Here is a 24,576-nt window from a genome sequence, read left to right as displayed (position 1 = left end):
CATGATGTGAGCGAGCTGCACGTATTCATAAAAAGTGCTTGACGGGTTAACTAACTGTAATTTAGGATTAGTTCCAAAGGTATCTTGCTCGCCCCCTTGCCGGGTAACCCGGGGGGGGCGTAGTTTTACTAGGATTGTTAGGTGCAACGTGGCAGGACATAAGCGATATCAAAAGCTCACCGCGGTGCTGACCCTCTTGGGGCTGGTGCTCGCGTTGATTCCGGTGGCGGTATTGGCGCTCCCTAAAGCGCAGGCAGAACCCTCTGACCCGGCTCACCCGATCATTGGCGGTGCGGATGACCCCTGGCCCTCGGATCCTCCTCGGGAAGCGGAATCCCAGGATATCAAGAGCGCTGGTTCTATTGCCTTAGTATTCGAGATGGGGTCATTCTATGGATACCAAACCATGGGTGGGGCGGTTCCTGGTACCAACTGGAACACTCCTTGCCCTAGGGATTACGGCGACGCAATACCAGATAGCCGTAAGCGTCTAAGCGACGGCAAGTGCCGTAACTGGGATCAAAACCGGGCAGTAGCGAATGTAATTGAGAAGCTAAAAGGCTCCCCGCTGTCTATAGGTATCTACCACTACGCCCGTAAACAAGACGAGGGCGCCTGGGGGAATAACACTCCCGACTTGCAAGCCACCTCTCTGGCAGATGAGGCTGGATATAACAAGGTAATGAATAAAGTCTGGTCTTTGGATGCCACCAACGGCAAGGGCGGGAATTTAGCCACTAAGTTTGGTGGCAATAGCGAGTGGGGGCTGGGTAAGCTCTACATGGATATGCTGCGTTACCGGCAGCAACAATTAAAAGAGCATGCGGGCGACCCCGATTTCGAGCCCCGACCTCTCTATTCCAAGATTATTATTATGTCGGTGTCCGACCCCCACTGGCATCTCAGTAAATCGATTTATAACCGGAACAAGGATGTTTGGCAAATTAACCACTATGTGGATGGGGAGTCCGACGAGGATCAACTTAACCAGGATTTGATAAGTAAAGATCTTGATACTCCCTCCAAGAACTTTGTTGACGACCCCGACAATAAAGATAGCGAAGATGATCACGCGTGGAAGTTCAATGATTTTCCTTTGACCGCTAACCCTGGTCGTCTCGGTATGCTAGATGTTGCCCGGCGGATTCGCAACCTCGGCGGCGATATTCGCACTATGGGCATGGGAACCTGGGTTAAGAATTTTAATACCCGTGCCGCCTTCTTGCGCGCTCTAACTGGTGTAGCTGACCCTAAACAGGACAGTCCTAATTACCAATATATTGAATTTAACCACGATAATAACTCCAATCAACCAAATGGTTGGTTTGATAAAAATGGAGAATATTACAAGACAAATACGAAGGATGGCATTGCCAACGGCACTTTTGAACAAACCATGCGCCGTTGGATGTGGGAGGATACCCACCTTTCGCTAACTTCCGATCTGGTAGACCAGGATTTCCGCTATGTAAAACCCAATGCTGGTCAAAGAATCGACTTTACCCCAACAGATACTTCCGTAAAGTCGCAGTACTATACCACCGGTAAAGATGGTCGGGTGGTAATCAGTCTTACTAAGGCAAAGATGACCGGCGGGGTGGATGTTACTTTCCCCCGGCATACCACTGAATACTGGCACACCAAGCTTAATGGGAAGAACGTCCGCTGCCAAGGTTTGAGTAGAGCCACTGGAGATTCCGAAGTTTTCACGCCTGAAGAGATAAATGATCCCGCGCACGAGCGCGTCGGGTTTAAGATCCCTGCGAATAAGATTAGTGAGCTTTTCTCGATTAAGTGTGCGACTTATTCGCGCCCGCTGCAAAAGTTGACCTTCGAAAAGACCGTTTCAACAGTTAATGATCAGATTCGTTACGAAGTCGGAGGCAAGCCTCCTCACTACACTAATGGCGCCAAATACTCCTATAAATGGGAGTGTAAAGATCCCCTGGGAGATAAGCCGGATGAATATGTTGTTCCCCCCACGGTCGCTGGTCCCCAACAAGTTAAAGAGTTGAACATTATCGCCAAGCTGGGCAAACTTCAAATAACTCCGACGCCAGTTCCAGTAGGTACCCAGTGTACTATCACGGAAACCATCGAGATGCCCGAGGGGTATGACGTCACTACCGCGAGTATGAAATTTACTTCTGACAGCTATTTTATTGGAACTAACTTTGCGGTAGACGAGGCTCAAACCCAGAAAATAAAAGATCAAAAGCAGTCGGTAAAGAATATCATCGTGGGTAAAATCAAGCTTCAGGATCCCACTGTCACCACCGAAAAAGACTCGCAGCTGGTTTCGCATACTGTGTATAACTCCCTGCGAGCGCACGTGGAAGTTACCCTGCATTTCTCTAACTCCAAGAATGATCCCGCATTGGCGAAAAAAATCGCAGAGGGCAAATTACCTAAAAAGGTTCCAGTGTACTATAACTGTCGGTTCATGGCTGACCCCACTAAGCTCCCCGAGTTGCCGGAAACAAATACCGGAACCTATCCCGGCTACGTAGGAGTCGACTGGGTAGGAGTGAAACCCGATGGTACCGCCAAAGTTATCCTGGGACAGGATAAAAACGGCAAGGATGCCTGGCCGGTCGGTACTCACTGTTTACTTTCAACGGTTCCCCCGAACCAGAACATTCACGGACCTGGTACCGATGTGGGCGAGTCGGTAAATATCCCCGGCGTAGTCGTGAGGGACAGTTACGAATCTACTATCTGTCAGGCAGACCACGATAGCAAACCCACAACTCCTAAAGCCTGCAGCAACAACTACTTCTGGGTACACTCTCCCGGCAAACAAATTATTAACATAACCGAGGATTTACAGCGCTTGGAAGGCAAGTTGCGGGTAACTAAAGAGCTGACCGGCGAGGCCGCCAGTCAGGGTATTGGCCAGGACTTCCCCATGCACCTGAAATGCACCGACGAGGGAGTTACCGTGCCGATTGACGGCCAAGACACCGCAAGCTTTGGTGTTAAGTCCACCGAGTCTAAGCTAGTGGAAAAGGTGCCGGCCGGGGTTAGATGTGATCTTACCGAGGATTCGATCGGAGCTCCCGCTGCTGTGCCCAACGCCCAGCTGGTGATGCCGGGTCCAATCAGCACCACCATAACTGACACCACGATTGAAACTCCGGTTAACGTCAAGAACGACCTTAGTTATAAGCTGGCTAACCTGGCTATAAACCATAAGATAGCCTGGGGGTCACCGACCCCGGATTCCGCCATGCAGTCCACCATAAAAGGTAAGAACAATAAAGTTACGGTGTCCTGTAAGCTGCCGGGAGAGGCGGGGCAGACAGTCAATGAGTTAGTTATCCCGGCAAATGGCAACGAAAAAACTTCCAAGTCTTTGGAAAATCTGCCGGTTGGTTCCCAGTGCACCATTCAGTCAGAGCCGCAAGACATTGCGGGATTGAATGTTAGGTACCAGGCTCCTCCACAGACGGTGACGATCACCGAAAGCGGATCTACCGCCAATTTGGAAACCAAGTATTCGCTGCCAGGCTCGGGTGAGATTTCGGTACAGGGGCTGGTGAAATCTCGTCCCCAGTATGATGCGTTAAAGATTCCCGATACTTTGGACGCACAGGTTAAATGCACAAATGGCGGAACGGACAGAGCGCCCGTACCCGTCACGCTTGATTTGAAGAATGGTACTAGCACCATTGTTGATTCCACTAATATCCCTGAGGGTTCGGATTGCCGGGTGGAGGCTCCGCTTGCCGATTTAGAAGGCAGAATAGATTGGAAGTGGGCGAATGTTGATGATATCAACCAGGCAAATGCAGGCCCTATCAACACCCAATTCACTTCTCCTAGTGGCAGTGGCAGCGTTAGCGTGGTTATTCGCCTATGGGCTAAGGCCAAGACCACCACGGTAAATCTGGCTGCTCACTCCAGCATGTGGACTTCCAAGGATGCTAATAGTACCGCCAACGGCGACCGGATTACTGTTCCGGACGAATGGCGTCAAGCCGTCCTGGGGATTGCCCCCAATGATGCTGATAGCACCAAGGTTCCTCTTGAGGTTAAATGCCAGTACAAAAATGGCGCGGTAACATCTACGGCAACCTTCTCACCAGAACTGTCTAATGGGGGTACCGTTACGCCCCTGGAAGTACCCGCCAATTGGGACTGTACGGCTACCACCAACGAAGCGACTTTGAAGATTCCTGGAACCGATTTGCAGGATCCGGCCTGGACAGGTGCCGGGGGCACAGCCAGCGCGGACAAATATAGTTATCAGTGGACGTCTGCTGATGGCCAAAGCATCGCTTTGCAGAGGGATTACCGCTTGCAGTTGGCGACTTTCAACCTGAAGAAGAAAGTCGGCGGCGAGGGCGTAACTATTGTTTCTGGTGATAAGCACTTCCCGGTGAGCTGGTCTTGCTCCTTGAATGGAAAGCCCATCAATATCCCCGCACCCCGTGACATTGGGCTGAATACCGATGCCCAAGCTACTTTCGGCAATGACTTGCCTTCTAGGCTGAAAGAGAGCAATCTGCATCCCAGTGCCAGCACTGAAATGGGTCGTTTCCAACAGGGTGAATGGCATGTGATTGATGCCCTGCCGGCGGGCGCGGTTTGTACCGTCACTGAAGACCCCGCTGGTGCCAAAGTAGACGAAACTGTATGGAGTCACTATTGGGAGATTACCAATGGATACCGCGGTCGTGACCGCGAAGGAAACGAAAAGTGCACGGATGCTTCCGATAAGTGCCGCGCCGAAAATGTGGGCGGAGAGATTCAGGTTAAGGTGCTCTTGCCGCGTGACAAAAAAGCAGGGAAAAACGAAGCATTTATACCCAATGATCCCCATAACCCGACTGTCGGGGACAACTTAAAAGATGCGAATGGGGATCCCCGTAATCCGGTAGTTCCCAGCACCCTGCCCGAGAACTTTGCCGGCGCTATGGTTTCTTGGAATAACTATGTCTTCGAAAAAACCCAGGTGAAAGTGAGTTTAACTAATACCGGCAATGGGGCGCCCTTAGCTAGAGGCAAGACCTTTGACGCTCGCCTCTACTGCGGGCCGCCGCCCCTAATTGGAGCCGGAGACGCGGAGTTGCCTCCCGATAGTAGCGCCGCCGCCATTATTAGAGTGGCGTTGAGCTTTAAAGAAAGTGCCACTGAGCCTGGAAAGTGGGAGGATGCCGTCGCCAACCAGCTGATTCCAGTCGGGTATCGCTGCGTTTTGGCAGAGGAAAAGTTCCCAGAGCTGGATGCCAAGGTGACTACCACCATTGAGAAGGATCCAACCCAAGACACGCAGACCGCAGATGCTGCCGGATTGAGGGGTCTATTCAGCTATAACAAAGGAAAAAATTCGCAGGTAGATGATGATTCTAACCTGAATCTAATGAGTGGTGACCAGGGAATTGTGGGCTTCATTGTGCACCCCAATCATGTGAGTGGCCAGGGGAGTACACAAAAACAATCCCTCTTTACCATCAATAACGATTTCGTGCGTCCTGCCGCCAAACTAAAAGTGGTGCAGAAGGTGCGAAAAGATGATGCGGCCTCCTATATGTCCGTGGGTCAAGCCCTGGTCGATAAAGGGGAAGTTGGCTACAAGGCGCACTATCAATGCACCGATAAGTATCTGCGAGATGACCAGGGCAATCCCAAAGTGTACGAGGGCTCGATGGATCTGAGCGCTAACGACAAGACCACCTTGAGCACTGGTGAACTCACCTTGCTCTCCGGTGAGGACGGCGGTAACTTCGTGCCCGCCAGCTCCACTTGTAAGATCTGGCATGAAAACCAGGCCGAGAAAGACCCGGTTGCCAAGTACACGAATCCGCAGGTGTACTTGAACCCCAGTGCCAAAGTAGTAACCGAGGGGGCTACTGAGCAAACTGAGGCATTGGGCAACTCGCAAACCCCGGGTGTCTTAAAGGTCACCCCGCTCAGTCTGGACCCCGAAGGCAAGAAGGAAACCACTATTACCTTCGAGGACTTCTATCTGGTGCCTTTCGATCAATATCAGATAGGTACCGCAGTAGAGGGCAAGCGCCGCGATGAGGTGCTGCCGGAAACCAACAAGTACGCGTACAACTACACCTGTACTCGCCCGGCTGGTTTGCCGGCACCCGATGGGGGCTATCCTGCGATAGCCGGTACCGCCGAGGCAGGGCGCGGCAACTTTGCGCAGCTTCCGCTGGTGCCGGTGGGTACCACCTGCAAGCTGACTGGTACCAAACCGGATACTTCGGCGAAACCGTACCTGAAAGTGGCAGGCAACTGGGTGCCTTGGGACGTGGATAAACTGGGATTCTATTTCTATGACAACATGGATTTCTCCCAAGCTAACAAGACCAAGCTGGCAGTTAAGGATACGGATCCCGGCAAGGGCACTTTTGAGATTACTTTGGATGGAACCACCAAACAGGGCGTGGTGCTGTACACGGTTTACAGCAATGGCACCAAAGTGCGTATCTATAAGGCAACGGCTCCCAAGCCTAACGGACAGGTGGTGCCGGATGCTACCTTCTCCCTATATGAGAGAAACGCAGACGAAAGTGCCGGGACGCCGATCGAGCTGGTGCCAGTTGAGGGCCAGTCGGGTGTGTATGAATCGAAGACCGAACTGCCACCTGGCAACTATCTGCTGGGGAACACCAATGCCGGCAAGAATGCGGGCGAAAGGTTCCCCTTCGGATGGAAGTTTGCCGTCGCCCTAGATCCTGCCGATCAGAAAGCGGAGCAAGACACCGCAGTTAAGCTCGATCCGGAAGCCAAGAGTTCTGGTCTGATAGCCACCTATGCGCCGGACAATACCGTCAAGGCTTGGCAGATCGAATTGGCGGACGTAAGAGTTGGGAATCTCCCGCTAACCGGCGGCTATTTGCCCTGGTTGTGGCTGGTGGGAATCTCCCTGGTGGCCGCTTCGGCAGCCGTGATGTGGCATAGGAGGCGCGAATGAAAATAATTCACCGCGCGTGCCTGCCACGCTTACCCGCGGGATGGATGCTTGCCGCCTGGAGACAGTCTTTAGCTCGTGAAAGATTTTTCCGGTCCGGCACCGACCCCGGGTTAACAGGGGGTAACGCGCAAACATCTTAAAACAAAGAAGTTAAGAAAATTTCCAAACGTAAATAAACAGAAAAACATAAATGAGGTAAAAATGTTTTCCAACACTAAGAAATTTGTTCGGAGGGGGATGGCACTAGCTGCCGCCTTGGGCATGGCTGCCCTGGGCTTGGTAGCAGTCGGCGCGCCTGGCGCCAGCGCTGCCCCCGCGATCGATGCCAGCAAAGATTACACGATTTCGGTAGAGCCGCAGACTGGTGAATCCGGAGTTAAAGCTGACGGCAAGAGCGGTAAGTTTGACGACAGCAAGAAACTGCCCTCGGGTACTTTCAAGCTGGAAAAAGGTAACTACGATGTAACCACTACCGCTGGTTACAATGCGGCCACTGCAGCGACTGCCGCTACCTTCACTCCGGCGAGCCCGGCAGTTGAAGAAACGAAAGACTTGGGTGCCGATGGCAAGACTTCGTTTACCGTCAAGCCCGGGTTGTATCGTTTGACCCAAACCAAGGCTCCTACCGGTTACAAGGCGGCGCTCCCGTCCTTGATTCTGATTCCGATGACCGATCCCGAATCCGGAACTTGGATGGATACCGTGACCGTTTACCCCAAGAACGGTTCCGCTGGGAAGATCACTAAGAAGGACATCACCGCTAAAGACCAGGTGATTAAACCTGGTTCCAAGATGACCTTCGAGATTGACTCCCCGATTCCTACTTTGACCGAGAAAGATAAAGGTGACAAGTTTAAGACCTACAAAGTCACTGATACTCCTTCCGGTCCGCTGAAGGTAAATAAGGCCAACTCTACGATCGAGAAGGTCGAGATTGTAGATGGGGACACCAAGACAGCGCTAGATGCTGCTGATTACACGGTTATTGAAAACCCCTACGGAATCGAGCTAACTAAAACCGGACTTGCCAAGCTGGATGCCAATTCAGGCAAGGTTCTGCGAGTGACTCTGACCGGTAAAATTCTCCCCGCAGGGGATCCTATTTGGAGCGAAGACGCCAGCAAGTGGGTTATTAAGAACAAGGCAGCCTACAACTATGACTCGGAGAAAGGTGAAAACGGCGGCAGTGAAACTGATCCTAAAGACCAGCCGGATATTCCGATGGCGAAGCTGCTGGTAAACAACAAGGACGGACAAACCGATATCAACAATAAAAACGCAGAGTTTAGCGTCTATGCTTGTGACGATGAAGCTACCGGGGATCCTTCCACCACTGGTGCCGCAATCGCGACCGGATTGAAAGCCGGAGTAGCTAGTTCAGAACCCCTAGCGGCACGTGACAATAGTCTGTGTGTGGTACAGACTAAGGCACCTACCGGTTACGAGTTGGGCAGCTCTGTGGTGAAAGTCGGTTTCGATAAGGCCACGGTTAAAGCCGCTGCTGATCAGAACAAACCAGTAGAGGTCGAGTACCAGAACACGGTAAAGAGCTCAGATATCCTCTCGAAGCTGCCGCTGACCGGTGGAGCGGGTATTGCCCTCTTCCTGATCGTGGCAGCCGGATTGCTGGGTGGAGCATACTACTATGCTCGTCGCAATCGGGTACGCGCATAACTAAAATAAAGTGTCGGGGAGCAACCCTGCTCCCCGACACTAAATAGCAAGGCGAAAATTGGGGAAGAAAGAGAAAACCAGCGGAGCCACCGAGCAGCGTAAAGGCAAAGTTCAGCGCAGCCGCGGTTCCACTCTGATCCCCGTAATCCTGGCGTTGGCGGGTATTGCGGTGTTGTTATACCCCGTGGTAGCAACCCAATGGAACAATGCCCGCCAACTCCAGATCGCCTACGAATACTCAAAAGCAGAAAAATATCTTGATAGGCAGCAGCTGTCTGATTCTTTTAAGGCAGCGCAGGCATATAACCAGCACACCCCGGGGGCTCCCATCCTGGATCCCTGGTTGGCGCGGGTAGCCAAAGACAACAACCCCTATCAGGTGTATCTAAAACAACTAAATATCGTCCCCGAGATGGGGCGTCTGATAATCCCGGGAATCAAAGTAGATTTACCTATCTACCACGGTTCCCAGCCAGACACCCTAGAACGCGGAATCGGGCATCTGTACGGATCCTCGCTCCCGGTAGGGGGTAAAGGAACGCACGCGGTACTCACCGGGCATAGCGGGCTCTCAACAGCCACTTTGCTCGATAACCTGACCAAGGTTAAGAAAGGTGACGCTATCTATGTGCAGGTAGCGGGGCAAAAGCTCAAATACCAGGTGCGTTGGATTCGAGTAGTTCGCCCCGACCAGGTGAAAACCCTGCAGCGGCAAGAAGGCAAAGACCTTTTAACCGTCCTCACCTGCACGCCCTACGGAATTAACAGCCATCGGCTGTTAGTGACCGGGGAGCGGGTGCCGATGGATAAGACCGACCCCTTCGCCGGAGCCGGAAAGCTGGAATGGCCATGGTGGATGGGAGCCATAATTTTTGTGGCTTGCCTAGCCGCTCTGCTGCTCGGTTGGTGGCTGTGGAGGCAGCGCCGCCGCGATGAGGACGAAAAAGAAAATAAGAAAGCATCCGGGGCTTCACCCCCGATTACCAGTGGCGGAATCTCCGCCACCGACGCCGAGATAACTACCCGTTACCCGCCACGAAAAGCAAGGAGGACACAGTGAACAGCACGCGACGCAAGCTGAAAGCAGGCTTGGGGCTGCTGGCCGCACTAATGCTTGCCCTGGTACCAACCTCAGCGATGGCTTCACCGCAATCGGACCAACCAGTAGTAGTGGGTGACATCACCGGCCTCGATCCCGCAAGTTTCAATCCCGCGCGCCTCGGACAGTTGCATATCACCAAGACTGCCGCCAATCCCTATGACGACCCCAAACCGGGAGCCTTGCCTAATGGTCCCGCTGGGGGACAGGTGATTCAGATTAACCGGGTCAAAGGGGTAGATTTACCTACCGCGGATTGGACGCAACTGCAGAAGATGACGGTTAAGCAGGCCGAAGCCAAAGGCTTAGAGCCGGCAAAAACCATGACCACCGATGATCAAGGCAACGTTACCTTCGCTGACCTGCCGGTCGGACTGTACCTGGTGAGTGATCAGAAACCGGCAGATACTACCCATAAATATGGTCGCATCAAGCCGTTCCTGATAACCATGCCCTCCGGTAACCCTGACCTGCACGTATGGACTTTTAACATTTCGATTGCCCCCAAGATGATGGCGGAACAAACTCCGGCTCCCGTGACCCCGCCCCCGGCGAAGCCGCATATGCCCAAGACCGGTGTCTACGTGGTGCCGTTCCTGATTGCAGCGGGCGTCCTCTTTAGTACCGGCATCCTGGTTGCCGCCTTGCGGCGCCGTCCCCAAGACGAAGAAACCCTTACGGAAGCTTAAAGAAACTCCGCCGCAGCTTAATAGTCCTTTCCCTCGCGCGGTATCCAAGCCCGCGCGGGGGAAAAGTTTTTCCTCCCACCCAAGAAAACGATAATTACCAGGTCATTTTTCGATTTCTGCGCCGCCTAGCAGACTGGGATAAAACCTAGTCCTCGCGCGGTACGGTGCCACGTACCCGCAAGTGCTGAAGCCGCGAATGGGCTGGCACGGTAAAAGATGCGAGAGGGGGCTTGAGCCGAGCGTAAGCAAGGCTCACTGGGGTCCCCCGAGCGCTTTTACCGCGGCAGCCCCGCTGCGTCAGGAGGGGAGAATCCTGCTGCTGTGCGGAGGGGAAGGAAAACCTAGTTTCCGCGCAGGACGTTACGAAAAGCACCCCATGCGCGGCAGAAAATGAGTGCTGCGACACGCCCGGATGCGTGGACGTGGGGTCATTCACATGACCGCAGCTTGAAAGGGTTCTTACAAGCGCGTTAAAGTAGTTTACTGGCTCTAGTTGAAAGGTGCGCTCTGCGTACCCGCTCAGTTAGCGCCCGGCAGCAAGAACGCAGGAATCGATTCGTGCCTGGCGAAACAGTTCGTCAGGGATCGTAAAGATCACCTCCCTAAACTTTTTTAGGGATTCTTGCGCGCTTGTAGCTGGCTAAGTTCGCCCTAGCGGGCTTAGCGCAAGCAAGGGATTCGATCCCCTGGCAGGCCCGGGATAAACACCGGGGAAACATCTACGGAAGAAGAAGAGGTAGACGGAATGGCGGGACAGAAAATCCGCATCCGGCTGAAGTCATATGACCACCAGGTCATCGACTCGTCCGCGAAAAAGATCGTGGAAACGGTCCAGCGCGCGGGCGCCACAGTGGTAGGCCCAGTACCTTTGCCGACCGAAAAGAACACGTTCACCGTGATTCGGTCGCCACACAAGTACAAGGACAGCCGAGAGCAGTTTGAAATGCGTACGCACAAACGGCTCATCGACATTGTCGACCCGACGCCTAAGGCAGTCGATTCGCTGATGCGTCTCGATTTGCCTGCTGACGTAAACATCGAGATCAAACTCTAAGGAAAATAAATTATGACCACGCAGACCCAGCCGGCTGCCGCAGTACCCACTCGGGCACTTCTCGGCCGCAAGCTAGGCATGACGCAGGTTTGGGACGAGGACGGAAAAGTCGTTCCCATCACCGTCGTGCAGGTCGACAAGAACGTGGTGACGCAGATTCGAGACCAGGAAACCGATGGCTACACCGCCATTCAAATCGGTTTCGGGCAGATCGATCAGCGGAAAGTCACCAAACCCCTTGCCGGCCATTTTGATAAAGCAGGAGTCAGCCCCCGTCGCCACCTAGTAGAGGTGCGTACCGGAGGCAATGACGATTTCACTCTTGGCCAGGAATTGGCAGCCGACATTTTTGAAGTCGGCCAAAAAGTGGATGTTACCGGAAAGACCAAAGGTAAAGGTTTCGCCGGGGTTATGAAGCGTCACGGTTTTGCCGGCGTTTCCTCCTCCCACGGTGCTCACCGTAACCACCGCAAACCTGGTTCCATCGGCGCTTGCGCCACCCCCGGACGCGTATTCAAAGGCCTACGGATGGCCGGACGCATGGGTGGGGAACGCAGGACCATCCAGAATCTTAAAGTTCAGGCAATCGATGCCGAAAAAGGCATTGTCCTGGTTACCGGAGCTATTCCCGGTCCCAAGGGCGGTATTGTTCTGATTCGTAGTGCAGTGAAAGGTGCGTAACTATGACTAATCTTTCGCTAAACGTAACTGATCCCGCTGGTAAGGAAGTAGGCAGCGTTGACCTGCCCGCCAGCATCTTTGATCGGGATCCCAATATTTCTTTAATGCACCAGGTAGTTAACGCGCAGCTCGCGGCGGCTCGTCAGGGTACGCACTCGACTAAAACGCGTGGTCAGGTGCGTGGTGGCGGCAAGAAGCCGTGGCGCCAGAAAGGCACCGGTCGGGCTCGTCAAGGCTCGATTCGCGCGCCGCAGTGGCGGGGCGGCGGAGTCGTACACGGCCCGCACCCGCGCGATTACTCTCAGCGCACCCCCAAGAAGATGAAGGCCGCAGCTCTGGCTTGCGCCCTATCTGACCGGGTACGCAAGGATCGCATGCACTTGGTGTCCCAGTTGGTTGCCGGGGAAACCCCCTCGACTAAGGCTGGCCGCGAACACATCGAATCCCTGGTAGATCAGCGCTACGTCCTGGTAGTGCTTACCCGCCCGGAAGAAGAACAGATATTGTCGCTGCGTAACCTGCCGCAGGTTCACCTGCTGATGGTTGACCAGCTCAATACTTATGACGTACTCAATAACGAGGACGTTATCTTCACCGAGGCCGCGATTCGCCAGTTCATCGCCGATAAGACCGGACAGGAGGCGTAAAGCAATGGCACTCGAGGTTACTAAGAACCCGCGGGATATTATTTACCGCCCGATCGTCTCGGAAAAAGCCTATGGCCTGATGGATCAGGGGAAATACACTTTTGAGGTAGACCCCAAAGCCAATAAGACCGAGATTCGGATCGCCATCGAAAAAATCTTCGATGTGAAAGTAAAGACCGTAAACACGATTGCGCGCAAAGGTAAACGGGTACGTACTCGCACCGGATTTGGCAAGCGGAAAGATAGCAAACGCGCCATTATTACCCTTGCCGAAGGCACAATCGATATCTTCAACGAAGCGTCTGCGTAAGGGGTGAACAAGTAATGGGTATTCGTAAATACAAGCCGACTACTCCCGGGCGTCGCTTCGCGTCGGTTTCCGATTTCGCGGAAATCACTCGCGACCATCCGGAGAAGTCTCTGCTGCGTCCTATCCACAAAACTGGTGGACGTAACAACGACGGTCGTATCACTTCCCGCCGGCGTGGCGGGGGGCATAAGCGCCGTTACCGCGTGATCGATTTCCGTCGTCACGACAAAGATGGGGTGCCCGCAAAGGTTGCCCACATCGAATATGATCCGAACCGCAGCGCCAATATCGCCCTCCTGCACTATGCAGATGGCGACAAGCGTTACATCATCGCCCCGAATAAACTGCATCAGGGCGACCGCATCGAACAGGGGCCGGCTGCCGATATTAAGCCGGGCAACTGCTTGCCGCTAACCAACATTCCGTTGGGTACCGTGATTCACGCGGTAGAGATGCGTCCTGGTGGGGGAGCTAAAATCGCTCGCAGCGCGGGAGTTTCCGTGCAGCTAGTGGCGAAAGAAGGCAAATACGCCCAGCTGCGTATGCCCTCCGGTGAAATCCGTAACGTAGAGGCTGCTTGCCGCGCCACCATCGGCGAGGTCGGCAACTCTGACCACGGCAATATCACTTGGGGTAAGGCTGGACGGATGCGCTGGAAGGGGCATCGTCCCAAGGTACGTGGTGTGGTTATGAACCCGGTTGATCACCCGCACGGTGGCGGCGAAGGCCGTACTTCCGGTGGTCGTCACCCGGTTAGCCCCTGGGGTAAGCCCGAGGGTCGTACCCGCCGTCCGAATAAGGCCAGCGATCGCCTGATTGTGCGTCGTCGCCGGACCGGCAAGAAGCGTTAGGTAGGAGATAAATCATGGCACGTAGCCTAAAGAAGGGTCCTTTCGTCGATGACCATCTGATGAAAAAAGTCGACGCTCTGAATGACGCCAATAAAAAGTCGGTTATCAAGACCTGGTCACGCCGCTCTATGATTACCCCCGATTTTATTGGGCACACTATCGCGGTACACGACGGACGCAAACACGTTCCGGTGTACGTCACCGAAAACATGGTTGGTCACAAGTTGGGCGAGTTTGCGCCCACTCGTACCTTCCGCGGACATGACAAAGACGACCGAAAGGCACGCCGTCGTTAGGCGCGCCCGAAGAGAAAGAAGGCAAAGATGGAAGGCATGGCGAAAGCGCGTTTCGTGCGCTCTACGCCGCAGAAGTCGCGTCGCGTCGTGAACTTGATTCGCGGCAAGAACGCCCTCGAGGCCTACGACATCCTGCGTTTCGCTCCTCAGGCGGTCGCAACTGATGTTCGCAAGGTGCTTCGCAGCGCAATGTTCAACGCCGCCGCTCAAGCTGATCGGCCTGGCGACAAAGATACGTTTGCGGAACTGAAAGTTTCGCGGGCGTACGTAGATGAAGGTCCCACGATGAAGCGGTTCCGTCCGCGCGCTCAAGGGCGTGCTGGCCGGATCCTCAAACGGACCAGCCACATCACTATCGAGGTTTCTGACGGCAAACAGGAAGAGGAGAACGACTAATGGGACAAAAGGTTAGCCCTACCGGTTTTCGGTTAGGTATCACCACCGATCACCGTTCCCGCTGGTTCTCGGACTCCACTAAGCCGGGACAGCGTTACAGTGATTTCGTTGATGAAGATGTGCGTATTCGCAGGATCATGGAAAAGAGCCTGGAACGCGCCGGTATTTCCCAGATTGATATTGAACGCACCCGGGATCGGGTACGGGTCGATCTGCACACTGCCCGCCCCGGCATTGTTATTGGTCGGCGGGGAGCAGAGGCGGATCGCCTGCGTGGTGATCTGGAGAAACTCACCGGTAAACAGGTGCAGCTGAACATCCTCGAGGTTAAGAACCCCGAGATTGATGCCCAGCTAGTGGCGCAAGGTATTGCCGAACAGCTGGCTGCCCGCGTGTCCTTTAGACGCGCAATGCGTAAAGGTATGCAGTCAGCGCTGCGCGGGGGTGCCCTGGGCATCAGGGTGCAGTGTTCTGGCCGCCTCGGCGGGGCAGAAATGTCGCGTTCAGAGTTCTACCGCGAAGGTCGGGTGCCGCTGCACACGCTGCGCGCCCTCATCGACTACGGCTTCTATGAAGCTCACACCACTTTCGGGCGTATCGGCGTGAAAGTGTGGATCTATAAAGGCGATCTCACCGAAACCGAATTCGCTCGCAAACAGGTTGAATCCGGTGGACGGGGTGGCCGCGGTGGACGTCGCGGACGCGCAGGTCGTGAAGGTGCACGCGGAGGACGTCGCTCGGGACGCGGTGAAGGCCGTCAAGAGAGCGCTGCCCAGACTCAGGCGGAAACCCCCGAGGCTGCGGCTTCGGAAAATGCTGCCCCCGCAGTGCCGGCTGAATCTACCGAGGCTCCCGCTGAAAAGCCAGTAGCCGAGGCCGAGAAGCCGCAAGAAAACGGAACGGAGGAGTAACGTGTTAATTCCTCGTAGGACTAAATGGCGCAAACAGCATCGCCCCAACCGTAAGGGCATGGCTAAGCGCGGTACCGAACTGGCGTTCGGCGAATACGGGATTCAAGCACTCGATCACGCCTATATTACTAACCGGCAGATTGAGGCCGCTCGTATCGCGATGACACGCTACATTAAGCGCGGCGGTAAAGTGTGGATCAACATTTTCCCCGACCGTCCGCTAACCAAGAAGCCTGCCGAAACTCGTATGGGTTCCGGTAAAGGCTCTCCCGAATGGTGGGTGGCTCCGGTGAAGCCGGGTCGTGTGCTATTCGAACTGGCGGGCGTGTCCGAAGATATCGCTCGGGAAGCGATGAGCCGTGCGCAGCACAAGCTGCCGATTAAGACTCGGTTCATCAGTCGTGAAGGCGGTGATCAGTAATGGCAAAAGGCTTGAAAATGTCTGATTTGGATATGTTGGATGAAGAACAGCTGTCCAAGAAACTAGACGAAGCTAAGACTGAGCTGTTCAATCTGCGTTTCCAACTGGCCACTGGTGCCGGTGAAGATCGCGGACAGATCGGGCAGTTGCGTCGCGATATTGCCCGCATTTACACCATCGCTAGAGAGCGGGAGCTCGGTATTCGTACCGCTCCGCAGGTTGAGGAGTAGGATTCATGAGCGAAGAAACAGAGAAAACCGCTACTGTAGAGCGTAATCACCGCAAGGTGCTGCAGGGCTACGTCGTGTCCGACAAGATGGACAAGACCGTAGTGGTGCAGGTTGAAGATCGTGTGAAGCACCGCTTGTACGGCAAGGTTATTAACCGCCGCAAGCGTTACAAGGTGCATGACGAGAACAACGAATGCGGCACTGGCGACTTGGTAAGGATTATGGAGACTCGTCCCCTGTCCAAGACCAAGCGTTGGCGGGTTAGCGAAATTATCGAGAAAGCCAAGTAGTTTTTCACTAAAGGTTTTCGAGGTAATCGTTAACGCTAGAGGACGATAATATCCTCTAAGCTGATTCCTTTAGCTGCAAGGCGCGGGGTGAGTTTATCGGGTGTTACCCGGTTGACTCATCCCGCGTCTTTTTATATTTTCTTTAGCTTTATGACAAGCAGAATTGGTATTGTCAAAATGTTATGTCAAAGTGGTAGACAAACCGAAAAGTTTCGGTTAGATTTGAGGGCGTGGTATTTCGAGCAATCGAAGCTCTTACTGCCACTCAAACGATAGCCAATGGTGGCTGGGTAAGGAGTTTATATGTCAGATAAGAAGAAAATTGGCGTAGGGGTGATATCTCTAGGCTGGATGGGGCGCCTGCATACGCGTTCGTATAAAGCGATGGCAGAGCGATTTCCAGAGCTGGGAGCCGAGGTGCGTCTGGTGGTAGCTTGTGACCCCATCGCAGAAACCCAAAAGCTCGCGACCGAGGCGCTCGGTTTCGAGAAAGCAGTTGCCGATTACCGCGAGGTACTCGCAGATCCGGAAGTGGACGTGGTGTCCATCTGTTCGCCTAACTTTCTACACCGTGAAATTGCAGTCGCGGCAGCTGAGGCCGGCAAACCTTTCTGGATTGAAAAACCGATGGGCGTAAGTGCTACCGAGTCTCGCGAAATTGCCGAAGCCGCTCAAAACGCGGGCATTAACACCGCGGTTGGCTTTAACTATCGCCACACTCCCGCGGTTGAACAGGCACGGGAAATGATTGCTGAAGGGAAGCTGGGGCGAATTACCAATGTTCGTTGCTGGTTAATCGCCGATTATGCCTCCAGCCCCGACGGTCCCTACACCTGGCGTTACGACCGGGAAAAAGCAGGTGCTGGGGTTGTTGGTGACCTGATGAGTCACGGAGCTGACCTGGTGCAATATATTTTGCGTGACCGGATTAGCTCGGTTTCTGCCCTGACTGACACCTTTATTAAAGAGCGTCCTATTCCCACTAAGGCCGGTGTTGGTCACACCGGTTGGGAAGTTTCTGACGAAAAGAAGGAAGTCGGAAACGAGGACTACGTAGCCATGATGGTGCGTTTTGATTCCGGAGTGGTGGGCACCATGGAGTCCTCTCGCGTGAGCGTGGGACCGCGTGCCGAGTACATTGTGGAAGTTTATGGTACTGAAGGTTCAGTGCGTTGGAACTTCGAATACCTCAATGATCTGCAGGCCTGCATCGGACAGGACAATGGAGTGATACACGGATACGTCCGTTCAATGGCCAATCCTCACTATCCGCATTTCTCGCGTTTCCAGCCGGGAGCCGGCACCTCAATGGGCTTCGATGATATGAAAGCAGTCGAGTGCTACCAGTTCCTGTCGGGAGTGTTAACCGGTAAACAGATTGCGCCCTCAGTCGCCGATGGTTGGTCAGCTGCCGAAATAGATCAGGCTACCGTGGAATCAGCTGCGGATGGGTGTTGGCATGAAGTCGCAAAGGTAAGCGGCGCCACCACCTACGATAAGTAACTTCACCCCTTCGAAAAAGAAAGCTAAACCAGTGGAAATAAATAAAGAAAAAACTCCTCTGAATGAGTTGAGTAAAGAAAAACTGCAAAAAATGGTGCAGGAAACCCCGTCCTCGGGAAATCATCGCGGAGTTATTGCCGTGGCGGCAGTGGCCACCCTGGGCTCCCTGCTATTCGGGTATGACACCGGGGTCATTTCCGGTGCTTTGCCCTATATGTATATGCCGCACGGTGCAGGTGGCATGGGGATTACTCCTGCTCAAGAGGGCGCAATTGGCGGTATCCTTACCCTAGGTGCTGCCTTCGGGGCGCTATTTGGAGGACGGCTCTCCGATCGTTATGGTCGCCGGCACAACATCATTATGCTGGCCATTTTGTTCCTGATTGGTGCTATCGGTAATACTTTTGCCCCCAATATTTGGGTAATGTATCCGTTCCGCCTAATCCTGGGGCTAGCCGTAGGTGGCGCCTCGGCAACGGTGCCAGTATTCCTGGCAGAAACTGCACCTAAGCGGATCCGCGGTACTATCGTGGCCGTTGACCAGTTGATGATTGTAGTCGGGCAGCTGTTGGCCTTCTCCATGAACGCGATTATTAACTCTGCTCACGGCGGACCGAAGATTACCGTGAAATCAGATCCTGCTGGGGTAGTGAAGGCTGGAGAGTACTCTTGGGATGCTTTGAACGCAATAGTGTCTAAGCACCTTGGTAGTCACGATGTGCAGGCAGCACATGATTTCATCTCCAATATGACGGTTTCGGCCGGTAACGGTGCCGCCTGGCGTTGGATGATTGTGCTCTGTTCAGTGCCTGCCGTTGCCCTGTGGATTGGGATGCACCTGATGCCAGAATCTTCCCGTTGGCATGTGCTGCAGCAGGAAGTTTACGCCGCTATCGGATCCTTGAAACGGGTGCGTGACCCCAAGAAAGATGGGGATCTTACCGAGGAACTGCACGAGATGATTGAGGCTCGTCAAAGCCAAGAACACGGCAAGAAAGGTACTTTCCGCGACGTAATGAACACGCCCTGGCTGCGCAAACTGATGTTCGTAGGTATATTCTTAGCGATTGTCAACCAGACCACCGGGGTAAATACGGTTATGTATTACGCGCCGAAGGTGCTGGGCATCGCGGGCATGGGAACTTCTGCCGCGATTACTGCGCAGGTAGCTAACGGCGTAATGAGTGTAGTAGGCTCGGCTATCGGCTTGATTCTGATTACCAAGTTCCGCCGGCGCACTATTTTGATCTGGGACGTCACCCTGGTAGGTATCCTGTTGCTGGGAATCGCCCTAATTTTCCAGTTTGTGATTGCTCCTCATGACGCAGCCGGCAGCGTGCCGGTGTGGGCAGGGTACTTGGTGCTGCTAATGATGTCACTATTCATGCTGGTGGTGCAGTCCTCGAACGGTACTGTAGTTTGGACAATGCTGGGTGAAATGTTCCCCGCAAATGTGCGCGGAATTATGAATGGTACTGCCATCTTCTGCATGTGGATTATGAACGCCATCATCACCTGGACTTTCCCGCCGATGATTGCCGCTCTGGGCGGTGGACCCACTTATGCGATGTATGGGGTGTTGAACCTGATCATTGCGGTGGTGTTGTTCAAGATCATGCCGGAAACTTCCGGACGTTCCTTGGATGAAATCGAATCCTACATGGAGCACATTTACAGCTAGTAGCCTAGAAAACTGTATTTAATACTGTAAATTTGCCGCTAAATACGTAATACGCAGGGATGGGAGCCTGCAATTGCAGGGGGGGCGGATGGAAATCCATCCGCCCCCCTAACAGTCTTGAGAGAGAGTCTGCCAGGCTCTGAAGAATTTCTGAGCTACTTGCAATTTGCAAACAGCAAGCTGTTACCTAGCTTTGCGCCCTGTTAATACTGAGCTTGGCAAGACTTTGTGCGTCGCTGGTGACGACACCTATTGAATTTTATTGACAACAAAAGCTGGTTGTTGCCGAAAGTTACTTGTCCTTGCCCTGTAAGTAACGGAGCGACCACGGAAGACCGATGGCGCTGCCAACGGTCAGCAATCCGCCCAAACCTGTGGCGATCATGGAGCCAGTGATAATGCCGAGCAAGGTAATAACTACGCCTGAAATCAATAACGCAATTAAGTTGATAGCGGCAAGGAATTTAGGATCCTCTAGCTGAGTAGAAGCCATCGGAGCCGAAGGAGCAATGAAAGTAGCCATTTTTATTTTTCTCTCTTTCTGTTCTTACGATTCGGAAAGTTCCGGTTGAACTTTCGCCTTCGTGGAAACGTTTACATGATTACTATAAGGACATTTCTAGCCCCTAGTCAACGTCTGAGAAAAGAATATGAGAACTGCCGGGTGTTTTAGGCAGCTTTTACAGCTAACAGCCCTGGTCAAAGCAATAAATAATGCATTAAAACTATTTTTATGAAAACGATTACATACCCATTGTAGAGTTAGAAAATCCGGGGAACGGGGCGAATTCTGAGCTTCACCTAAAGCCTGGAACATGACCCGGGATTGGGGAGGAGGGTAGCAATCTTTAAACTTGGCTGCGACCTTTGGGAAGCTACCCTAGAGGGAAGTGAAAGCTACGGATTCAGCTTTAGGCTTTACAATAACTAGTTGGCCGGAAAACACCGCGAATGGAAAGGCGAGAAGTGGGCGCGATTAAGGCAATGGTATTTGACCTGGATGGCACTTTGACCCCTTCGAAGCAGGCAATGCAAGCGGGTGTAGCTAGAGAGTTTGCTCGCCTCACTCGCGCTCTTCCCACCGGAGTAATCAGTGGAGGTTCACTTCAACAGTTTTCGCGGCAGTTGCTAACTCCCTTGCAGGCGCAAGCGTTTTTGCCGGAAAACCTGCATCTTATGCCCACCTGCGGAACCCGCTACTATCGGTTTGAAAATGGTGGTTGGCAGGCTAAATATGTCCTAGACATGGATCCCGATCTTGCTGGTAAAGCGAAAAAGGTGATTGAGGAGGTCGCTCGTTCCTTGGATGAAATCGAATCCTACATGGAGCACATTTACAGCAAGTAATTGCTAAATCTACAGGTGAAAATCTGTAGGTCAGTTACCTGATACGCGGGGGCGAGCTGAGCTCGCCCCCGCTTTTCCATGTGTTGAATAACCCGTGTGGAACCGATTATGGGATTAGCTCTCAGTTATTTTCTTACTGCGGTGAACTGCAGGGAAAAGTGTGCGTGGTATTGAGTGTAAATAGACGCGGGTAAAGGTTTTATCCGAGCAGGTGCGGTGGGCATAAGAATTCGGAAAATGCCTGCGGTCTTTTTCCGAATTCTTGGGCGGGAGGAAAAATCTTTCCCCGCGCTTAGCAGGTTTCCCGCGCCCGCAGATTACGCGGCGTACTCGCGGCTAGATCAGAAGGATCACTGCGGAAACGATGGTTAGGGCAGTGACAATCGGATCAAAGATCTTATTGTCAATACGCCCTATCCACCAGCGCCCCAGCACGGCTGCCCCCAGAACTAGGGGAGCTAGACACAGCGCGATCAGCAACATTTGCTGATCAATCAGACCAATGCCGGCGGAAAAAGGTAGCTTTAGCAGGTTGACGATAAAGAAAAACCAGGCTTGAGTACCTAAAAAGCGGCGGACCTCAAAACGGGAGGCCAGGAAATACAGGGAGACTACTGGTCCTCCAGAATTAGCGACCATCGTAGTGAAGCCGGATAGGGAGCCGTAAAACAAGCGTGCAGGCAAAGAAGCGCTCATGGAAGCGCCCAGGTCGCGCCCGGTGCGACGCGCGTACCAGATGAGCGCCAGGGTGAGGGCAGTAAGAGCCAAAATAATAATCCCGATGGAAACTTTCATTATCTGGTTAGATACTTTTGCCAGAAAAAGTGCGCCGATGGCTACCCCTACGGCTACAGGCGGAAATAGACCGCGCAGGACTTTCCAGTCAGCGTCCTTGCGGTAGGTCCAGATTGCCAGTAAATCCCCGGTTAGCAGCATCAGTAGCATTAGGGCGGTGGAGGGGCGGGTGGGCGTTACCGCAGCTAAGATCGCCACCGGTACGCATGCCAGTCCCGGCAGCGCGGTTTTTGCCAGTCCGCACATAATGGCGCAGGCAACCAAGGTGAGGATCAATCCCGGGGTAAGAACCAGCAGCGCCTCTCCTTTTATTTCTGAATGTTGGGTTTAGACTAGCAAATCTAGCTATGAAGTTATTGTACTTACAATTATTTCAAGAAGAGGCTAACAGTATGCAGCTAGTATTCGCCCTTCCCAAAATAGATGATTGTCTGTGCCATTAGTCCCGGGCAAATCCTCTCTAGTTCGAAAGTAACCGGATAAATATTTTATTTTGTCAAAATGTATGGACAAAGATTCAAATATGGTTGATACTGGACTTAACCGACAGAAGCGGCAGTGTCCGCCGCAGCTGCAAGGTCAAGAAAGTTTTTAAACGAAACTCTAGCGAAGGAGCAGGATATGACAATTCCCGAGACAATGAAAGCCGCAGTTCTACGCGATATTGATAAAGGACTGGAAGTAAACGAGATCCGCACCCCTCACCCCAAGGCGGGAGAAGTACTTATCAAAGTGGCTGCTTGCGGACTTTGCCACTCTGACCTGCACGTAATTGGGGGAGCAATCAATTTCCCCAAGCCTTGCGTACTCGGTCATGAAGTTGCCGGGCAAATCGTTGAACTGGGAGAAGGTAACGAGCACACCGGCCTGAAAGTAGGTCAGTATGTTTCGGGAGCATTCCTAATGCCTTGTGGTCAGTGTGAGGCATGTTCCTCCGGACGCGATGATCTTTGTGCGCCCTTCTTCGACCTCAACCGCTTGCAGGGAAAGCTCTATGACGGCACCACCCGCTTGGCTGATTTGGACGGTAGCGAAATCGCCATGTACTCCATGGGTGGGCTCGCGGAATACGCGGTAGTGCCCTCCACTTCGGTAGCGGTAGTGCCCGAAAGTATGGATTTGGTTGCTTCTGCGATTATTGGCTGTGCGGCGATGACCGCTTTCGGCGCGGTGCGTCGTGGCGCTGACCTGCACTTTGGAGAGAGCGTAGCGGTAGTTGCCACTGGGGGCGTAGGCTCGAACATCATCCAGATTGCCAAGGCCTTCGGGGCGCGGCAGGTCGTGGGTATCGATATTTCCGATGACAAACTAGCCAGTGCTAAAGAATTGGGTGCGACCGACGTTATCAATTCGGTTACCCAGGATGCGCGTGCGGAAATCCTGAAGATTACTGATGGACGCGGGGTAGATGTGGCCTTCGAGGCGCTTGGGCGTCCTGAAACCTGGACTACCGCGCTAGACGTACTTAAAGACGGAGGACGCATGGTGCCGATTGGCCTAGGTGCCGGGGTGCAGACCGCTCAGGTAGAAATCAATCGTCTGGTACGTCGTTCTCAACACATTTTGGGATCCTATGGAGCTCGTACTCGCCAGGATCTGCCGGAGGTAATCCGCATGGCTGATCAGGGGCTAATCGATTACAAGAAGATTGTTACCAAGCGGGTTCCGCTGGAAGAAGCCGGTGCCACCTACAATCTGCTAGCCAAGGGCGAGGTACAAGGCCGCGCTGTGGTAGATATGTCGCTGTAAGTTATACGGTTTCCGTTAATCGCTTCGGCAGCTGCTAGCTGTGACTTCAGGGCGGGCGCGTTCTTTTTGAGAAAGGACGTGCCCGTCCTTTAGTATGTGTGGTTTTAGTGAGTCGGCGCCCTTGGCTTTTTTCTCGCTGCTGCCCCAGTATTCGAGGTAGCCACGTATTAAGGGGAGGAACTGGCTTAGCCGCAAAAGAGATACCCTCCCGAAAATCTCGCTGGCATTGGGGAGCCTCGGCCTGACCTCAAGGGGCGGGAAGGGACGAGATAAGTGTATAAGCGCAAAAAAGTGGGGCGGATGGAAATCCATCCGCCCCACTTGCTAACAGTCTTGAGAGAGTCTGCCAAGCTTAGACTCTTTCCTAGGCTGATTCCGTAATCTGTGGGTAGTAACCCATAGGTTTGGGATCATCCCTATTTATGTGGACAGTGTCCAGATTTACCGGTATCTGTCTTTTTTTCTTCGCTCGGTCAGACTTTAGGCGTCGCTGGCGGCGACGCGCATTAGGTGTTTGCTGGCAACTAGATCCGTTGCCGCTAGTAACCTATTCTCCCTTGAGCTTGAAGTATAGGTGAGACCAAGTCACTCCAAGAGTGCTAACGACGGTCATTAGTCCGCCCAGAATAGTAGTAATCGCAGAAGCTGCCACAATGCCGACTAGGGTAATCCCAGCGCCAGCGAACATTAGCGCGAAAAACGCGACAGCAGCAACCATGCTCGGCTCTTCTAGCCGAGTAGAGTTCATCGGGATTGACGGTGCAACCAAAATAGCCATTTTTATTTTCTCTCTTTCTGTTCTTCCGATTCGGAAAGTTCCGGTTGAACTCTCTCCCTCGTGGAAACGTTTACATGATTACTATAGAAAGCTTTCACGCCCCTAGTCAATGTCTAGACAAAGAAAAATGAGAAACGAGGGGTAATTTCATTAAGTGCAATACTTAAATATGCAGGTGATAAGAGGTTTAAGGCAGATTAAAACAGCTTTTGTGAAAACGATTACATACCGGTTAGAGGCTGG

At 53.2% G+C, this 24,576-nt stretch carries 22 protein-coding genes; 19 read left to right on the top strand and 3 right to left on the bottom strand.

Translation table 11 applies throughout. The features are described from left to right. The first annotated feature begins 148 nt into the window (after window positions 1–148). The 17 genes from KO216_RS08015 to KO216_RS07935 all read left to right on the top strand — a co-directional run bounded on the left by KO216_RS08015 (window position 149) and on the right by KO216_RS07935 (window position 19,664). Window positions 149–6,931, top strand: a complete 6,783-nt coding sequence (locus KO216_RS08015; protein WP_215523693.1) for a DUF5979 domain-containing protein — start codon at window positions 149–151, stop codon at window positions 6,929–6,931. 237 nt (window positions 6,932–7,168) lie between these two features. Continuing rightward, window positions 7,169–8,605: a SpaH/EbpB family LPXTG-anchored major pilin gene (locus KO216_RS08010; protein ID WP_215523692.1), complete on the top strand. Its 1,437-nt coding sequence runs from the start codon at window positions 7,169–7,171 to the stop codon at window positions 8,603–8,605. Between the two features lie 58 nt (window positions 8,606–8,663). Then, window positions 8,664–9,665, top strand: coding sequence for a class C sortase (locus KO216_RS08005; RefSeq protein ID WP_251452005.1), 1,002 nt, complete (start codon window positions 8,664–8,666; stop codon window positions 9,663–9,665). Continuing rightward, on the top strand, window positions 9,662–10,393 hold the full coding sequence (locus KO216_RS08000; RefSeq protein WP_215523691.1) for a pilin N-terminal domain-containing protein: 732 nt from the start codon (window positions 9,662–9,664) through the stop codon (window positions 10,391–10,393). The genes KO216_RS08005 and KO216_RS08000 overlap by 4 nt, the downstream gene beginning before the upstream one ends. Before the next feature lie 745 nt (window positions 10,394–11,138). Further along, complete coding sequence (gene rpsJ / locus KO216_RS07995) at window positions 11,139–11,447, top strand: 30S ribosomal protein S10 (RefSeq protein ID WP_022864279.1); 309 nt, start codon at window positions 11,139–11,141, stop codon at window positions 11,445–11,447. 12 nt (window positions 11,448–11,459) lie between these two features. Then, the gene (gene rplC, locus KO216_RS07990) at window positions 11,460–12,128 is read left to right on the top strand and encodes a 50S ribosomal protein L3 (protein WP_215523690.1); all 669 of its coding nucleotides are present in this window, start codon (window positions 11,460–11,462) and stop codon (window positions 12,126–12,128) included. Window positions 12,129–12,130: 2 nt separating this feature from the next. Continuing rightward, window positions 12,131–12,775, top strand: a complete 645-nt coding sequence (rplD, locus tag KO216_RS07985) for a 50S ribosomal protein L4 (protein ID WP_215523689.1) — start codon at window positions 12,131–12,133, stop codon at window positions 12,773–12,775. Window positions 12,776–12,779: 4 nt separating this feature from the next. Continuing rightward, window positions 12,780–13,085, top strand: coding sequence for a 50S ribosomal protein L23 (rplW, locus tag KO216_RS07980; RefSeq protein WP_215523688.1), 306 nt, complete (start codon window positions 12,780–12,782; stop codon window positions 13,083–13,085). A 14-nt stretch (window positions 13,086–13,099) separates the two neighbouring features. Next, window positions 13,100–13,936, top strand: coding sequence for a 50S ribosomal protein L2 (rplB, locus tag KO216_RS07975; protein ID WP_215523687.1), 837 nt, complete (start codon window positions 13,100–13,102; stop codon window positions 13,934–13,936). 14 nt (window positions 13,937–13,950) lie between these two features. Next, window positions 13,951–14,232: a 30S ribosomal protein S19 gene (rpsS, locus tag KO216_RS07970; RefSeq protein WP_022864274.1), complete on the top strand. Its 282-nt coding sequence runs from the start codon at window positions 13,951–13,953 to the stop codon at window positions 14,230–14,232. 27 nt (window positions 14,233–14,259) lie between these two features. Further along, window positions 14,260–14,628 (top strand): 50S ribosomal protein L22, encoded by a 369-nt coding sequence (gene rplV, locus KO216_RS07965; protein ID WP_215523686.1) that lies wholly within the window; start codon window positions 14,260–14,262, stop codon window positions 14,626–14,628. Then, entirely contained in the window at window positions 14,628–15,539 is a 912-nt protein-coding gene (rpsC, locus tag KO216_RS07960) for a 30S ribosomal protein S3 (RefSeq protein WP_215523685.1), read from the top strand. The genes rplV and rpsC overlap by 1 nt, the downstream gene beginning before the upstream one ends. A 1-nt stretch (window position 15,540) precedes the next feature. Further along, window positions 15,541–15,960 carry a 50S ribosomal protein L16 gene (gene rplP / locus KO216_RS07955; protein ID WP_024059446.1) on the top strand — a complete coding sequence of 140 codons (420 nt, stop codon included), beginning with the start codon at window positions 15,541–15,543 and terminating at the stop codon, window positions 15,958–15,960. After that, complete coding sequence (gene rpmC / locus KO216_RS07950; protein ID WP_122819264.1) at window positions 15,960–16,190, top strand: 50S ribosomal protein L29; 231 nt, start codon at window positions 15,960–15,962, stop codon at window positions 16,188–16,190. The genes rplP and rpmC overlap by 1 nt, the downstream gene beginning before the upstream one ends. 5 nt (window positions 16,191–16,195) lie before the next feature. Next, window positions 16,196–16,480, top strand: a complete 285-nt coding sequence (rpsQ, locus tag KO216_RS07945) for a 30S ribosomal protein S17 (protein WP_022864269.1) — start codon at window positions 16,196–16,198, stop codon at window positions 16,478–16,480. Window positions 16,481–16,783: 303 nt separating this feature from the next. Further along, window positions 16,784–17,983: a Gfo/Idh/MocA family protein gene (locus KO216_RS07940; protein WP_215523684.1), complete on the top strand. Its 1,200-nt coding sequence runs from the start codon at window positions 16,784–16,786 to the stop codon at window positions 17,981–17,983. 91 nt (window positions 17,984–18,074) lie between these two features. Next, window positions 18,075–19,664, top strand: coding sequence for an MFS transporter (locus KO216_RS07935; RefSeq protein ID WP_215524111.1), 1,590 nt, complete (start codon window positions 18,075–18,077; stop codon window positions 19,662–19,664). 292 nt (window positions 19,665–19,956) lie between these two features. Here KO216_RS07935 and KO216_RS07930 read toward each other — a convergent pair whose 3' ends face one another. Then, on the bottom strand, window positions 19,957–20,187 hold the full coding sequence (locus KO216_RS07930; RefSeq protein ID WP_215523683.1) for a hypothetical protein: 231 nt from the start codon (window positions 20,185–20,187) through the stop codon (window positions 19,957–19,959). A gap of 428 nt (window positions 20,188–20,615) precedes the next feature. On the opposite strand from KO216_RS07930, the gene KO216_RS07925 reads away from it, so the two are divergent. Further along, complete coding sequence (locus KO216_RS07925; protein ID WP_215523682.1) at window positions 20,616–21,011, top strand: HAD family hydrolase; 396 nt, start codon at window positions 20,616–20,618, stop codon at window positions 21,009–21,011. A 336-nt stretch (window positions 21,012–21,347) separates the two neighbouring features. On the opposite strand, the gene KO216_RS07920 is transcribed toward KO216_RS07925, so the two are convergent. Beyond that, a complete protein-coding gene (locus KO216_RS07920) occupies window positions 21,348–22,070 on the bottom strand; it encodes a sulfite exporter TauE/SafE family protein (RefSeq protein ID WP_309547298.1) in 723 nt (240 codons plus the stop codon). 357 nt (window positions 22,071–22,427) lie between these two features. Between KO216_RS07920 and KO216_RS07915 the strand changes: the two genes are divergently transcribed. Further along, the gene (locus tag KO216_RS07915; protein WP_215523681.1) at window positions 22,428–23,555 is read left to right on the top strand and encodes a zinc-binding dehydrogenase; all 1,128 of its coding nucleotides are present in this window, start codon (window positions 22,428–22,430) and stop codon (window positions 23,553–23,555) included. 547 nt (window positions 23,556–24,102) lie between these two features. Here KO216_RS07915 and KO216_RS07910 read toward each other — a convergent pair. Next, window positions 24,103–24,333: a hypothetical protein gene (locus KO216_RS07910; RefSeq protein WP_215523680.1), complete on the bottom strand. Its 231-nt coding sequence runs from the start codon at window positions 24,331–24,333 to the stop codon at window positions 24,103–24,105. Window positions 24,334–24,576 lie beyond the last annotated feature (243 nt).

This window comes from Varibaculum prostatecancerukia, assembly GCF_943169825.2.
Classification (GTDB): domain Bacteria; phylum Actinomycetota; class Actinomycetes; order Actinomycetales; family Actinomycetaceae; genus Varibaculum; species Varibaculum prostatecancerukia.
This window is presented reverse-complemented; position numbering and strand designations above follow the sequence as displayed.

What these genes read in the sequence shown, in the direction of transcription:
- KO216_RS08010 (WP_215523692.1), top strand. Translation starts at nt 7,169, where the DNA reads ATGGCACTAGCTGCCGCCTTGGGCATGGCTGCCCTGGGCTTGGTAGCA.
- rpsJ (WP_022864279.1), top strand. Translation starts at nt 11,139, where the DNA reads ATGGCGGGACAGAAAATCCGCATCCGGCTGAAGTCATATGACCACCAG.
- rplC (WP_215523690.1), top strand. Translation starts at nt 11,460, where the DNA reads ATGACCACGCAGACCCAGCCGGCTGCCGCAGTACCCACTCGGGCACTT.
- rplD (WP_215523689.1), top strand. Translation starts at nt 12,131, where the DNA reads ATGACTAATCTTTCGCTAAACGTAACTGATCCCGCTGGTAAGGAAGTA.
- rplW (WP_215523688.1), top strand. Translation starts at nt 12,780, where the DNA reads ATGGCACTCGAGGTTACTAAGAACCCGCGGGATATTATTTACCGCCCG.
- rplB (WP_215523687.1), top strand. Translation starts at nt 13,100, where the DNA reads ATGGGTATTCGTAAATACAAGCCGACTACTCCCGGGCGTCGCTTCGCG.
- rpsS (WP_022864274.1), top strand. Translation starts at nt 13,951, where the DNA reads ATGGCACGTAGCCTAAAGAAGGGTCCTTTCGTCGATGACCATCTGATG.
- rplV (WP_215523686.1), top strand. Translation starts at nt 14,260, where the DNA reads ATGGAAGGCATGGCGAAAGCGCGTTTCGTGCGCTCTACGCCGCAGAAG.
- rpsC (WP_215523685.1), top strand. Translation starts at nt 14,628, where the DNA reads ATGGGACAAAAGGTTAGCCCTACCGGTTTTCGGTTAGGTATCACCACC.
- rpmC (WP_122819264.1), top strand. Translation starts at nt 15,960, where the DNA reads ATGGCAAAAGGCTTGAAAATGTCTGATTTGGATATGTTGGATGAAGAA.
- rpsQ (WP_022864269.1), top strand. Translation starts at nt 16,196, where the DNA reads ATGAGCGAAGAAACAGAGAAAACCGCTACTGTAGAGCGTAATCACCGC.
- KO216_RS07940 (WP_215523684.1), top strand. Translation starts at nt 16,784, where the DNA reads ATGTCAGATAAGAAGAAAATTGGCGTAGGGGTGATATCTCTAGGCTGG.
- KO216_RS07935 (WP_215524111.1), top strand. Translation starts at nt 18,075, where the DNA reads ATGGTGCAGGAAACCCCGTCCTCGGGAAATCATCGCGGAGTTATTGCC.
- KO216_RS07930 (WP_215523683.1), bottom strand. Translation starts at nt 20,187, where the DNA reads ATGGCTACTTTCATTGCTCCTTCGGCTCCGATGGCTTCTACTCAGCTA.
- KO216_RS07925 (WP_215523682.1), top strand. Translation starts at nt 20,616, where the DNA reads ATGGAAAGGCGAGAAGTGGGCGCGATTAAGGCAATGGTATTTGACCTG.
- KO216_RS07915 (WP_215523681.1), top strand. Translation starts at nt 22,428, where the DNA reads ATGACAATTCCCGAGACAATGAAAGCCGCAGTTCTACGCGATATTGAT.
- KO216_RS07910 (WP_215523680.1), bottom strand. Translation starts at nt 24,333, where the DNA reads ATGGCTATTTTGGTTGCACCGTCAATCCCGATGAACTCTACTCGGCTA.